Genomic DNA, 12,463 nt, shown 5'->3' with positions numbered 1-12,463 from the left:
CCCTGTGGGAGCGGGTTTATCCGCGAATGGGCCAGCCCGGAAAACAGAGGTTTCCGGGCGGACGCATTCGCGGGTAAACCCGCTCCCACAGGGATAGCGTTATGTTCGGGAAGGGCCGCCGGGTCAGGCGTAGGTGTCGATGATCCGGCCGAGCATTTCGTCGGATGCCTTGGCGACCTTTGCGCCAAGCTCTACTTCGAGTTTGCCCAGAGTCAGCTGCACGGTGCTGGTGGCCAGGTCCATCTGCTGGCTGCGGTCGACCGCGCGCAGGCGTTCGGCCTGAAAATCGCTGGACTGGCTGGTGGCGCTACGTTCGGCGGTGGTGCTGGCGATCTGGCTAGCAGCCTGATCGACGCGGTTCTGGCCGGTCTGGATTGCGCTCAGGCCTGCGTAATAGGCGGAGCTACCGGTGATTTCCATGTCAGGACTCCATTGACGCTGGATGACGAACAGGCCCAATTAAAGCAGGCCAGGGGTGAAAAGGCCCGTTTAAATCCCTAATGGCCTGGTGCCATTTGATAGGCCCTGGGTATTCCTGCACGGGCCTCTTCGCGGGTAAACCCGCTCCCACAGGGTCTCCACAGTTTTCGAGACTTGTGCAATACCTGTGGGAGCGGGTTTACCCGCGAAAGAGCCGGGCCTGGAAACGGCTAATCCAGAAGATCCAGCTGAAGGTGTTCAGCAACCATGTCGGCACTGGCCTGCTTCAACTTGGGCACCCGCCCCAGGCATGGCGCCGGCAAACGCTCGGCCAGGCTGGCCAGGTTCTCTTCCAGGCGCGAAGTACGCGGCTCGATGATGTTCGCCACCCATCCAGCCAATTGCAGCCCGTCACGCTCGATCGCCTCAGCGCTTAACAAGGCATGGCTGATACAGCCCAGCCGCACCCCGACCACCAGAATCACCGGCAGCCGCAGGGCCACCGCAAGGTCGGACAGGTTTTCCAGCCCCGACAACGGCACGCGCCAGCCTCCGGCTCCCTCGATCAGGGTGAAATCGGCATTTTGTTGCAGCACATTCCGCATCGCCGCCAGCAGTTCCGGCACGGCCAGCGTCACCCCTGCCTCACGTGCTGCCACATGCGGCGCAATCGCAGGTTCGAAGGCAAACGGGTTGACCTGCTCGTAGGGCAGCTTGATCGTGCTTTCATCAATCAGCGCCTGAGCGTCGCTGTTGCGCAAGCCTTTGGGCGTCATCGTGCAACCGGAGGCCACCGGCTTGGCCCCCAGCGTGCTCAAGCCTTGCGACCGTGCCGCATGCAACAGCCCGGCAGCGATGGTGGTCTTGCCAACATCGGTATCGGTACCGGCAATGAAATACGCCTGGCTCATCTCGCTCCCCTTAAGCCTGTGGCCTGCGCAACACACCATAGACCACCTGGTAGGTGGCTGGCAGCCCCTCGGGCTGGCGAAACGCCTCATACGCCTGCAGCAGGCCCTGCATGCGGGCCCGGCCGGTAAGCCCGGAAGGCCGGCCAGGGTTCAGGTTGTGGGCGCCGAGTGCCTTGAGCTCATGGGTCAGGCTGCGTACATCCGGGTAGTGCAACACGTGCGGGCAGCGCTGCAGCCCAAGCTGCTCGAAGCCGCTGCCTGCGCACAGGCGTTGATAGTCCTCGAAACGGCGGAAGCGGTTCACATGCACCAGGCCATCCACCGCCTGCCAACTGGCGCGCAGTTCATCGAGGGTACCCACACACAAACTGCTGAAGGCCAGCACGCCGCCCGGGCGCAGCACTCGCAGCGCTTCTGCCAGCACGCTGGCGAACTGGCCGCACCACTGCACGGCCAGGCTGGTGAACACCAGGTCGACACTGGCATCACGCAGCGGCAAACGCTCGGCGTCACCGGCCACGTGATAGAGCGCCCCGCCCTGTTCGTTGCGGGCATGGCACAACATGCCCTCGGCGATATCCACCGCAACGCCGCTGGCCTGGGTGAACCGCTCGGCCAACGCCCTGCTGAAATGACCGGTGCCGCTGCCCAGGTCCAGCCAGCGTGACGGCTGCAGGCCTTCCGGCAACTGCTCCAGCAAGCTCGAACCCACCGCACGCTGCAAGGCTGCCACGCTGTCGTAGCTGGCTGCGGCGCGGGAGAACGAGGCCGCTACCTGGCGCTTGTCGGGCAGCGCGCCGGGTAGGGTCGGACGGGAAAGGTCAGTCATCGCCACTCTCATGCAGGAAACTCTTGATGCCCGCCGCCAGTTCCTGCGGGTATTCCAGCAGGAACGCGTGGGAACTGTCTTCGACCAGGCCCACTTCCACATCGGGCAGCAGCTCGCTCAGCGCTTTTGCCGCCTCTGCCGGCACCAGCGCATCGCTGCCGGCGAACAGGTGCAGTTGCGGGCCACCGTAGGCCTGCAGTGCTTCGCGGGTATCCAGCTTGGCCAGCACTTCAAGGCCGGTGGCCAGGTACAGCGGGTCGGTGTCCGGCACGCCGACACCCAGCTGGCGCAGCAGGGTGCGCGGTTGCAGGGCACCGTCGCTGCACAAGGTACGGAAGCGCTTCAGGGTGACCTGGGTATGGCTGCGGCAGCCGTCGAGGAAGGTGCCGAAAGTGTCTTCGGCCATGCCGTGGGGCCAGTCGGGGCGAGCCACGAAACTGGGGTTGCTGGCCAGGGTCAGCAGGCCGCAGCAATGGTCGCCGCGCTTGTGCGCCAGCGCGCTGGCCAGCATGCCGCCTAACGACCAGCCACCCAGCCAGACATCACTCGGCAGCTTGCGGTCGAGGTGGTCGACCCAGGCCTGCACATCGCTGTGGGCCAGTTCCGGCAAGGGCACCAGCTCTACCTGCAGGCGGGCGTCCTGGGCACGCAGGCTGGCGGCCAGCGGCTCCAGGGAAGCAGTGCCCAAGCCCCAGCCAGGCAACAGAACAAGTCGATTACGCATCGGCGCTCTCCAACTGTGGATAACACTCGGCCAATGCATTCAACAATAGCTGCACCTGCGCCTCGCTGTGCGCGGCGCTCAATGTCACCCGCAGGCGTGCGCTGCCCGCCGGCACGGTGGGCGGGCGGATGGCCGTCACCAGCAAGCCGCGCTCGCGCAGCATGTGTGACAGGCGCAGGGCCTTTGCGCTGTCGCCGATGACGATGGGCTGGATCGGCGTCGGGCTGTCCATCAACTCCAGGCCGATCTGCTGCGCACCTTCACGGAACTGGCGGATCAGCGCGGCCAGGTGCTCGCGGCGCCAGGTTTCGCGGCGCAGCAATTCCAGGCTCTTGAGGGTGGCGCAGGCCAGCGCCGGTGGCTGGCTGGTCGTATAGATGTACGGGCGGGCGAACTGCACCAGCGCCTCGATCAGCTCTTCGCTGCCGGCCACAAAGGCACCGGCGGTACCACAAGCCTTGCCCAGCGTACCGATCAACACCGGCACATCCTCAACGCCCAGACCGAAGTGCTCGACGATACCGCCGCCCTGGGTGCCGAGGGTGCCCAAGCCATGGGCATCGTCAACCATCAGCCAGGCACCGCGAGCGCGGGCGACATCGGCCAGCGCCGGCAAGTCAGCCAGGTCGCCGTCCATGCTGAACACGCCATCGGTCACTACCAGGGTATTGCCGACGGCCTTGTCCAGGCGGCTGGCCAGGCTGGCCGGGTCGTTGTGCAGGTAGCGGTTGAAACGGGCACCACTGAGCAACCCGCCATCCAGCAGCGAAGCGTGGTTCAGGCGGTCCTGCAGCACCGTGTCGCCCTGCCCCACCAGCGCGGTGATGGCGCCCAGGTTGGCCATGTAGCCGGTGGAGAACAGCAGCGCGCGCGGGCGCCCGGTGAGTTCGGCCAAGGCCTCTTCCACCTGGTGGTGCGGCGTACTGTGGCCGATCACCAGGTGCGAGGCACCGCCACCGACACCCCAGTGCTCGGCGCCGGCCTGCCAGGCGGCAATCACATCGGGGTGGTTGGCCAGGCCCAGGTAGTCATTGCTGCAGAAGGCTAACAAACGCTGGCCATCGACCACCACTTCCGGCCCCTGCGGGCTTTCCAGCAGTGGCCGCTGCCGATACAGGTCTGCGGCGCGCCGTTCGGCCACGCGCGCTGCCAGGTCGAAGGCCATTTCAGGCTGTCGCGGCGTTGTAGAACATCTCGCTGCTGCGCTGCTCGACCAGCGCCTGCTCGATGGCCGCCTGGTGCACTTCGTCGGCGTGCTCTTCACGCGCTTCGGGCTTGATGCCCAGGCGTGCGAACAGCTGCATGTCCTTGTCGGCCTGCGGGTTGGCGGTGGTCAGCAGTTTTTCGCCGTAGAAGATCGAGTTGGCGCCAGCCATGAAGGCCAGGGCCTGCATCTGCTCGTTCATCTGCTCGCGGCCGGCGGACAGGCGCACGTGCGACTTGGGCATGAGGATACGGGCCACGGCCAGCATGCGGATGAAGTCGAACGGGTCGACGTCTTCTTCCTCGGCCAGCGGCGTACCGGCCACCTTGACCAGCATGTTGATCGGTACCGACTCCGGGTGTTCGGGCAGGTTGGCCAGCTGGATCAGCAGGCCGGCGCGGTCGTCCAGCGACTCGCCCATGCCGAGGATGCCGCCGGAGCAGATCTTCATCCCGGCATCGCGCACGTAGGCCAGGGTCTGCAGGCGCTCGCTGTAGGTGCGGGTGGTGATGATGCTGCCGTAGAACTCAGGCGAGGTGTCGAGGTTGTGGTTGTAGTAGTCCAGGCCGGCCTGGGCCAGGGCCTTGGTCTGCTCCTGGTCGAGCTTGCCGAGGGTCATGCAGGTTTCCAGGCCCATGGCCTTCACGCCTTTGACCATCTCCAGCACGTAGGGCATGTCTTTGGCCGACGGGTGCTTCCACGCCGCGCCCATGCAGAAGCGTGTAGAACCGATGGCTTTGGCGCGGGCGGCTTCTTCCAGCACCTTCTGCACTTCCATCAGCTTCTGTTTTTCCAGCCCGGTGTTGTAGTGGCCGGACTGTGGACAATATTTGCAATCTTCCGGGCAGGCGCCGGTCTTGATCGACAACAGGGTCGAAACCTGCACGCGGTTCGGGTCGAAATGCGCGCGGTGCACGGTCTGCGCCTGGAACAGCAGGTCATTGAACGGTTGCTGGAACAGCGCCTTGACCTCGGCCAGGGACCAGTCGTGACGTGTTGTTGCAGTTGTGCTGGCGCTCATTGGCGTTTCCTTGTTTAGGCTGAAGCAGGCGCCGGGACAGGAAAGCCCGCCAGCGCATCACGGATAGCTCGCATAGTCATGGAAGGCCTATGAACTGTCAACCACACTGGAAAATACTGGTTTACAAGTGCTCACTTATTAATCAACTGTGTTTGCTGTGCGATGAACCTGCCGAGCAGGCCTACCCGCTGTGCGTCGCCTGCGAGCAGGAACTGCCCTGGCTGGGCGATCATTGCCTGCGCTGCGCCCTGCCATTGCCGATAGCCGGCCTGACTTGCGCTCAATGCCAGCGCCGCGCACCGGCCTTCGAGCAGGTGCTTGCACTGTGGCATTTCGGCTTTCCGGTGGACACGCTGATCAGCCGTTTCAAGCACAACCGCCAGTGGCCCTTGGGGCGCCTGATGGCCGAATTGCTCGCGCATGGGCTGCTGCACCGCTTTACCGAAGGGCTGCCGCGCCCCGACCTGTTGTTGCCTGTACCCTTGGCCAAACGTCGACTACGGGAGCGGGGGTTCAACCAGGCGGGGATGCTCGGGCGCTGGCTGTCGTCGCACGTGGGGGTACCTTGCGACGAGCGGTTGCTGCTGCGCACACGGGAGACACCTGCGCAGCAGCAACTGGACGCCAAGGCCAGGCGCCGCAACTTGCGCCAGGCGTTTACCGTCACGGGCAAGCTGACGGGCAAGCATGTCGCCATTATCGATGACGTGTTGACCACCGGTGCGACCGCGCAAGCGGTTGCCGAAGTGCTGCGCAAGGCCGGTGCGCGGCGGGTGGATGTGTATTGCCTGGCGCGTACGGCCAAGCCGGGGTATGTATGACTTGTGGGAGCGGCCTTGTGTCGCGAAAGGGCTGCGTAGCAGCCCCAGGATCTCTGCCACAGCAAAAATCGCTGGGGCTGCTACACAGCCCTTTCGCGACACAAGGCCGCTCCCACACAAGCTACACTTCGCTGCCACTTACAATGACCAAATGCCCATGCCCCTGCCCCCCCACCTCACCCAGCACATCGCCCGCCGCCCCCAGCGCATCGCGCTGCTGCAGCACATTGCCGAAGAAGGTTCGATCACCCGCGCCGCCAAGGCTGCGGGCATCAGCTACAAGGCCGCCTGGGACGCCATCGACGAACTCAACAACCTGGCCAGCCAGCCCCTCGTCGAGCGCAGTACCGGCGGGCGTGGTGGCGGTGGTGCCCGTCTGTCTCCGGAAGGCCAGCGGGTGCTGCGCCTGTACCAGAGGCTGCAGGCCCTTCAGGCGCAAATCCTCGAAGCGGCCGAGGAGTCCAGCGACCTCGACCTGCTCGGCCGGCTGATGCTGCGTACCAGTGCGCGCAACCAGTTGCAGGGCCAGGTCAGCGGCCTGCGCCGCGAGGGACGGCATGATCGCGTCAGCCTGGCGTTGGGTGGTGGGCTGGAGATCGAGGCGTTGATCACCCACGACAGCACCGCACGGCTGGAACTGACGCTGGGGACGACGGTAGTGGCGCTGCTCAAGGCGGGGTGGGTGAGGTTGCTGGCCGACGACGAAGAGGCCGAAGCGGATAGCAATTGCCTACGGGCGACGGTGGAGGAGGTGCTGGCGGAGGCTGATGGGCCTGGTGAGGTCCGGTTGGCGTTGGGGAATGGGCAGACGTTGTGTGCGTTTGCCGAGACGGATTGGTTGGCTGGGCAGCGGGTAGCAGCAGGCAGTTCGGTGCGGGTTCAATTTCATCCCTCTTATGTATTGCTTGGGATTCCTGCATAGCCTGGCCGCGCTTTGCGCGGTTCGCGGGTAAACCCGCTCCCACAGGTGCATCGTTTCCCCGGCAGCTGCGCCGTCCATGTGGGAGCGGGTTTACCCGCGAAGAGGCTGGTACAGGCATAACGCGTTACCATGGTCCCCACGCAGCCTATCCCCGGAGCCACCATGTCCCACCCCTTCGATACCCTCACCCCCGACCTGGTCCTGGACGCCGTGGAAAGCCTGGGCTTTCTCAGCGATGCCCGGGTGCTGGCGCTGAACAGCTACGAAAACCGCGTCTACCAGGTGGGCATCGAGGGCGCGCAACCGCTGATCGCCAAGTTCTACCGCCCAGGCCGCTGGAGCGACGCGGCCATCCTCGAAGAGCACAGCTTCACTGCCGAACTGGCCGAATGCGAAGTGCCGGTGGTCGCCCCGCTGCAGCACGACGGCCGCACCCTGTTCGAACACCAGGGCTTCCGCTTCACCCTGTTCCCCCGCCGCGGCGGCCACGCGCCAGAGCCGGGTAACCTCGACCAGCTCTACCGTCTTGGCCAGTTGCTCGGCCGCTTGCATGCCGTGGGCGCCAGCAAACCGTTCGAGCACCGCGAAGCGCTGGCTGTGGACAACTTCGGCCACGCCTCGCTGAATACCCTGCTGGAAGGCGATTTCGTCCCTCGCGAACTGCTGCCGGCGTTCGAATCGGTGGCCCGCGACCTGCTCAAGCGAGTGGAGGACATCTATGCCCGCACCCCGCACAAGCTCATCCGCCTGCATGGCGACCTGCACCCCGGCAACCTTATGCACCGCGACGAGGTGTACCACGTGGTCGACCTCGACGACTGCCGCATGGGCCCGGCGGTGCAGGACCTGTGGATGATGCTGGCCGGCAGCCGCGAGGAGCGCCTGGGCCAACTGGCCGAACTGATCGACGGCTACAACGAGTTCCACGATTTCGACCCGCGCGAACTGGCCCTGATCGAACCCTTGCGCGCCCTGCGCCAGCTGCACTACAGCGCCTGGCTGGCGCGGCGCTGGGACGACCCGGCGTTCCCGCCGAGCTTCCCCTGGTTCGGCCAGCCACGCTACTGGGGAGACCAGATTCTCGCCCTGCGCGAGCAAATGGCCGCACTGGATGAAGCGCCGCTGAAATTGTTCTAGAAGCACGCCCGCCTCTGTCTACAATAGGCGTCGCTTTATTTAGCTACCTAAGCAAGGATTCTGCATGCACGCCGCAAACCCGCGTCGCGGGTACCTACTGGGCCTCAGCGCCTACATCATCTGGGGTCTTTTCCCCCTGTACTTCAAGGCAATCCAGAGCGTTCCGGCGGTGGAAATCATTGTCCACCGGGTGCTGTGGTCGGCACTGTTCGGCTCGCTGCTGCTACTGGTGTGGAAACACCCCGGCTGGTGGCGTGAACTGCGTGACAACCCGCGCCGGCTGGGCATCCTGGCCCTGAGCGGGGCGCTGATCGCCGGCAACTGGCTGACCTACGTATGGTCGGTGAACAACGGGCGCATGCTTGAGGCCAGCCTGGGTTACTACATCAACCCGCTGATCAATGTGCTGCTGGGCATGCTGATTCTTGGCGAGCGCCTGCGTCGGCTGCAATGGCTGGCCGTGGCCATGGCCGCCGTGGGTGTGGCTCAGCAGGTGTGGCAGGTGGGCAGCCTGCCGTGGGTGTCGCTGGTACTGGCGCTGAGCTTCGGCTTCTATGGGCTGATTCGCAAACAGGCACCGGTAGCGGCACTGCCGGGCCTGGTGGTGGAAACCTGGATGCTGGTGCCGCTGGCCCTTGGTTGGCTGTTACTGCATCCGGCGGCGACAAGTGCCCAGGGCGCGTTCTACACCAGCAGCGAAGCGTTGTGGCTGATGGCTGCGGGGCCGGTGACACTGGTGCCGCTGGTGTGCTTCAACGCTGCCGCGCGGCACTTGCCGTACACCACGCTGGGCTTCCTGCAGTACTTGGCGCCGACCTTGGTGCTGCTGCAGGCGGTGCTGCTGTTTGATGAGCACTTGTCGTCGAGCAACTTGGTGGCGTTCATGTTCATCTGGGCAGGTTTGGCGATTTACAGCGTCGATGCGTGGGTCAGTTTGCGCAAGCGTAGTTGATCAGAAAATGATCAAAACTCTGCAGGCCTTGTGATTCGTGGCCTGCAGAGACATCTCCAAAGGTTATCCACACCCTCGTCCCCGTGCTTTGTGCACAAGCTGCTGATTTTTGGGTGTTTTTTGATCACGGCCGTGCAAGGCGCGAGCGGCCTGGGCTGGAGAGGGGAACCCCCAGGTTATCCACAGGGCCTTCCCCGTGATATCGGGATAACCGCAGGGGGCTGCTTTGCAGCCCATCGCGACACAAGGCCGCTCCTACAGGGGAACGCGTAACCCTTGTAGGAGCGGCCTTGTGTCGCGATGGGCCGCGAAGCGGCCCCGGCAATCTCGGATCAATCCTCCGGCCGCAGCTTCAACTCCACCATCAAGTCATCCGCCAGGCTCTCCAGTCGCTGCTGCAGTTCTTCGAGCGGTAGAGTCAACGGCAAAGCCAACAACGCATCTGCATGAAACAACGGCTCGCTGCTCATCGGCGCCGGCCGCACTTCTGTTGAAAACCGCTCGACGTTCACCTGCAATTCAGCCAGCAAGCGGGTGATATCACGCACGATCCCTGGCCGGTCATTACCTACCAGCTCCATGGCAATCGGTTTCCAGGTGCACGACGGCTCGATGCCGCTCTCGGCGATCAGCACGCGGATGTCATATCGGACCAACCCCTGCAGCGAAGCCACCAGCTCGTCGTAGTTTTCCGCCGGCACCGCCACACGCAGGATGCCGGCAAACTGCCCGGCCATGCGCGACATGCGGCTTTCCAGCCAGTTGCCACTGTGGTCGGCGATGCACTGGGCAATGCGCTCGACCTGGCCGGCCTTGTCAGGGGCAATCACAGTCAGTACAAGATGATCCACAAGCCCTTCCTCGTGTCGGACCGCGCCGTGCGGCAGAAAATCGGGGGATCGACTCAGTATAGGCAAGGCGCGGCAACCTGCCGCAGGGCAATCCGCACAACGAATCGTGTACTGTTTCAAGATTTATCTGGAACAATCCACCTGTTTTTTGCGAACATACTCACTCCCAGCGTGACCATACGCGACCAACGGGTCGCATAACGGCGCTTTTAGTCTGATTTTGCCCCGCCTACTGCTTCATGTAGTATCCCGTGGCGCGGACTACAAAACGTCGTTTGGATGTCTGCCAAGGCGCCTGTGAAAATACGCACACTGTCTGCCAGCCGGTCTGGCAGGCCGCACCCAGCCGCGCTCGGGGCTTTACTCGGGGGCATGCACTGGTGCCGTGTTTAGAGAAGCGCTACAGGCTTAATACAGAAGAGCGAAATAGCTGAGCAGAGTGAGGCAAGCAATGACTGGATACGTTCAAGTCGGTGGCCTTCAGGTCGCCAAGGTCCTGTACGACTTCGTGAACAACGAAGCCATCCCAGGGACCGGCATCGTCGCCGAGCAGTTCTGGGCCGGTGCAGAGAAGATCATCAATGACCTCGCTCCAAAGAACAAAGCCCTGCTCGCCAAGCGCGACGAGCTGCAAGCCAAGATCGACGCCTGGCACCAGGCACGCAAAGGCCAGGCCCACGACGCCGTAGCCTACAAAGCATTCCTTCAGGAAATCGGCTACCTGCTGCCACAAGCCGACGATTTCCAGGCAACCACCCAGAACGTGGACGAAGAAATCGCCCACATGGCCGGCCCGCAGCTGGTCGTACCGGTGATGAACGCCCGCTTCGCCCTGAACGCCGCAAACGCCCGTTGGGGTTCGCTGTACGACGCACTGTATGGCACCGATGCCATCAGCGATGAAGGCGGCGCCGAGAAAGGCCAGGGCTACAACAAGGTGCGTGGCGACAAGGTCATCGCCTTCGCCCGCGCCTTCCTCGACGAAGCCGCGCCACTGGCGGCCGGCTCGCACGTCGACTCCACCGGCTACCGCATCGAAGGCGGCAAGCTGGTAGTTGCCCTGAAAGGCGGCAGCAACAGCGGCCTGCGTGACGACGCCCAGCTGATCGGCTTCCATGGCGATGCCGCCGCGCCGACTGCGGTGCTGCTCAAGCACAACGGCCTGCACTTCGAAATCCAGGTCGACGCCAGCACCCCGGTCGGCAGCACCGACGCCGCAGGCGTGAAAGACATCCTGATGGAATCGGCGCTGACCACCATCATGGACTGCGAAGACTCGGTTGCCGCCGTGGACGCCGACGACAAGGTAATCGTCTACCGCAACTGGCTGGGCCTGATGAAAGGCGACCTGGCAGAAAGCGTTAGCAAGGGTGGCAAGACCTTCACCCGCACCATGAACCCGGACCGCGAGTACGCCGCGCCCAACGGCGGTAGCGTGACCCTGCATGGCCGTTCGCTGCTGTTCGTGCGCAACGTTGGCCACTTGATGACCAACCCGGCGATCCTCGACGCCCAAGGCAACGAAATCCCCGAAGGCATTCAGGACGGCCTGTTCACCAACCTGATCGCCCTGCACAACCTCAATGGCAACACCAGCCGCAAGAACACCCGCACCGGCAGCGTGTACATCGTCAAGCCGAAGATGCACGGCCCGGAGGAAGTAGCCTTCGCCGCCGAAATCTTCAGCCAGGTCGAAGACCTGCTGGGCATGAAGCGCAATACCGTCAAGGTCGGCATCATGGACGAGGAGCGCCGTACCACGGTCAACCTCAAGTCGTGCATCAAGGCCGCAGCCGAGCGCGTGGTGTTCATCAACACCGGCTTCCTCGACCGCACCGGCGATGAAATCCACACCTCGATGGAAGCCGGCGCCGTGGTGCGCAAGGGCGCCATGAAAAACGAGAAGTGGATCGGTGCCTACGAGAACAACAACGTCGACGTTGGCCTGGCCACCGGCCTGCAAGGCCGTGCGCAAATCGGCAAAGGCATGTGGGCCATGCCCGACCTGATGGCAGCCATGCTCGAGCAGAAGATCGCCCACCCCCTGGCCGGTGCCAACACCGCCTGGGTGCCGTCGCCGACTGCAGCCACCCTGCATGCTCTGCACTACCACAAGGTGGACGTACAGGCGCGTCAGCGTGAACTGGCTTCGCGCACACCCGCGTCGGTGGATGACATCCTCACCATCCCGCTGGCCGCCGACACCAACTGGTCGGCCGAAGAGATCCGCAACGAACTGGACAACAACGCTCAGGGCATCCTCGGCTACGTGGTGCGCTGGATCGACCAGGGCGTAGGTTGCTCGAAGGTGCCAGACATCAACAACGTCGGCCTGATGGAAGACCGCGCCACCCTGCGCATCTCGGCCCAGCTGCTGGCCAACTGGCTGCGCCATGGCGTGGTCAGCCAGGAGCAGGTGCTGGAAAGCCTCAAACGCATGGCCGTGGTGGTGGACCAGCAGAACGCCAGCGACCCTCTGTACCGCCCGATGGCACCGAACTTCGACGACAACGTCGCGTTCCAGGCGGCGGTAGAACTGGTGGTGGAAGGTGGCAAGCAGCCGAACGGCTATACCGAGCCGGTACTGCACCGCCGTCGCCGCGAGTTCAAGGCGCGTAACGGGTTGTAAGCAACATCTGCGACAGGGGGCCGCTTTGCGGCCCTTTCGCGA

12 protein-coding genes are annotated in these 12,463 nt (G+C 64.1%); 5 read left to right on the top strand and 7 right to left on the bottom strand.

Annotated features, from left to right (window positions below; all coding sequences use genetic code 11):
* Nucleotides 1-123: 123 nt before the first annotated feature.
* The 6 genes from MJ643_RS04065 to bioB all read right to left on the bottom strand — a co-directional run bounded on the left by MJ643_RS04065 (nt 124) and on the right by bioB (nt 5,109).
* A complete protein-coding gene (locus MJ643_RS04065; protein WP_208209401.1) occupies nt 124-420 on the bottom strand; it encodes a pyrroloquinoline quinone biosynthesis protein PqqE in 297 nt (98 codons plus the stop codon).
* 230 nt (nt 421-650) lie between these two features.
* A complete protein-coding gene (bioD, locus tag MJ643_RS04060) occupies nt 651-1,331 on the bottom strand; it encodes a dethiobiotin synthase (protein WP_047933200.1) in 681 nt (226 codons plus the stop codon).
* A gap of 10 nt (nt 1,332-1,341) precedes the next feature.
* Nucleotides 1,342-2,160 (bottom strand): malonyl-ACP O-methyltransferase BioC, encoded by an 819-nt coding sequence (gene bioC / locus MJ643_RS04055; protein WP_047933202.1) that lies wholly within the window; start codon nt 2,158-2,160, stop codon nt 1,342-1,344.
* Nucleotides 2,153-2,884 carry an alpha/beta fold hydrolase gene (locus MJ643_RS04050; protein ID WP_024086135.1) on the bottom strand — a complete coding sequence of 244 codons (732 nt, stop codon included), beginning with the start codon at nt 2,882-2,884 and terminating at the stop codon, nt 2,153-2,155. Before MJ643_RS04050 ends, bioC begins: the two co-directional genes overlap by 8 nt.
* Nucleotides 2,877-4,049 (bottom strand): 8-amino-7-oxononanoate synthase, encoded by a 1,173-nt coding sequence (gene bioF / locus MJ643_RS04045; protein ID WP_047933203.1) that lies wholly within the window; start codon nt 4,047-4,049, stop codon nt 2,877-2,879. The genes MJ643_RS04050 and bioF overlap by 8 nt, the downstream gene beginning before the upstream one ends.
* Before the next feature lies 1 nt (nt 4,050).
* A complete protein-coding gene (gene bioB / locus MJ643_RS04040; protein WP_013970556.1) occupies nt 4,051-5,109 on the bottom strand; it encodes a biotin synthase BioB in 1,059 nt (352 codons plus the stop codon).
* 89 nt (nt 5,110-5,198) lie between these two features.
* On the opposite strand from bioB, the gene MJ643_RS04035 reads away from it, so the two are divergent.
* The 4 genes from MJ643_RS04035 (at nt 5,199) to rarD (ending at nt 8,941) form a co-directional block, all read left to right on the top strand.
* On the top strand, nt 5,199-5,930 hold the full coding sequence (locus tag MJ643_RS04035) for a ComF family protein (protein WP_047933207.1): 732 nt from the start codon (nt 5,199-5,201) through the stop codon (nt 5,928-5,930).
* A gap of 157 nt (nt 5,931-6,087) precedes the next feature.
* Nucleotides 6,088-6,852: a TOBE domain-containing protein gene (locus MJ643_RS04030; RefSeq protein ID WP_047933210.1), complete on the top strand. Its 765-nt coding sequence runs from the start codon at nt 6,088-6,090 to the stop codon at nt 6,850-6,852.
* A gap of 162 nt (nt 6,853-7,014) precedes the next feature.
* Nucleotides 7,015-7,989, top strand: a complete 975-nt coding sequence (locus tag MJ643_RS04025) for a serine/threonine protein kinase (RefSeq protein ID WP_013970553.1) — start codon at nt 7,015-7,017, stop codon at nt 7,987-7,989.
* A 64-nt stretch (nt 7,990-8,053) separates the two neighbouring features.
* Complete coding sequence (rarD, locus tag MJ643_RS04020; protein ID WP_013970552.1) at nt 8,054-8,941, top strand: EamA family transporter RarD; 888 nt, start codon at nt 8,054-8,056, stop codon at nt 8,939-8,941.
* Nucleotides 8,942-9,273: 332 nt separating this feature from the next.
* Here rarD and MJ643_RS04015 read toward each other — a convergent pair whose 3' ends face one another.
* Complete coding sequence (locus MJ643_RS04015; RefSeq protein WP_013970551.1) at nt 9,274-9,792, bottom strand: ACT domain-containing protein; 519 nt, start codon at nt 9,790-9,792, stop codon at nt 9,274-9,276.
* 451 nt (nt 9,793-10,243) lie between these two features.
* Between MJ643_RS04015 and MJ643_RS04010 the strand changes: the two genes are divergently transcribed.
* Entirely contained in the window at nt 10,244-12,421 is a 2,178-nt protein-coding gene (locus MJ643_RS04010) for a malate synthase G (RefSeq protein WP_015268691.1), read from the top strand.
* The last annotated feature ends 42 nt before the right edge of the window (nt 12,422-12,463 follow it).

It is taken from the genome of Pseudomonas sp. PNPG3, assembly GCF_023093815.1.
Taxonomy (GTDB): domain Bacteria; phylum Pseudomonadota; class Gammaproteobacteria; order Pseudomonadales; family Pseudomonadaceae; genus Aquipseudomonas; species Aquipseudomonas asiatica.
This window is presented reverse-complemented; position numbering and strand designations above follow the sequence as displayed.

Excerpts from the sequence above, each read along its gene's own strand:
- MJ643_RS04065 (WP_208209401.1), bottom strand. The coding sequence starts at position 420 with ATGGAAATCACCGGTAGCTCCGCCTATTACGCAGGCCTGAGCGCAATC.
- bioD (WP_047933200.1), bottom strand. The coding sequence starts at position 1,331 with ATGAGCCAGGCGTATTTCATTGCCGGTACCGATACCGATGTTGGCAAG.
- bioC (WP_047933202.1), bottom strand. The coding sequence starts at position 2,160 with ATGACTGACCTTTCCCGTCCGACCCTACCCGGCGCGCTGCCCGACAAG.
- MJ643_RS04050 (WP_024086135.1), bottom strand. The coding sequence starts at position 2,884 with ATGCGTAATCGACTTGTTCTGTTGCCTGGCTGGGGCTTGGGCACTGCT.
- bioF (WP_047933203.1), bottom strand. The coding sequence starts at position 4,049 with ATGGCCTTCGACCTGGCAGCGCGCGTGGCCGAACGGCGCGCCGCAGAC.
- bioB (WP_013970556.1), bottom strand. The coding sequence starts at position 5,109 with ATGAGCGCCAGCACAACTGCAACAACACGTCACGACTGGTCCCTGGCC.
- MJ643_RS04035 (WP_047933207.1), top strand. The coding sequence starts at position 5,199 with ATGAACTGTCAACCACACTGGAAAATACTGGTTTACAAGTGCTCACTT.
- MJ643_RS04030 (WP_047933210.1), top strand. The coding sequence starts at position 6,088 with ATGCCCCTGCCCCCCCACCTCACCCAGCACATCGCCCGCCGCCCCCAG.
- MJ643_RS04025 (WP_013970553.1), top strand. The coding sequence starts at position 7,015 with ATGTCCCACCCCTTCGATACCCTCACCCCCGACCTGGTCCTGGACGCC.
- rarD (WP_013970552.1), top strand. The coding sequence starts at position 8,054 with ATGCACGCCGCAAACCCGCGTCGCGGGTACCTACTGGGCCTCAGCGCC.
- MJ643_RS04010 (WP_015268691.1), top strand. The coding sequence starts at position 10,244 with ATGACTGGATACGTTCAAGTCGGTGGCCTTCAGGTCGCCAAGGTCCTG.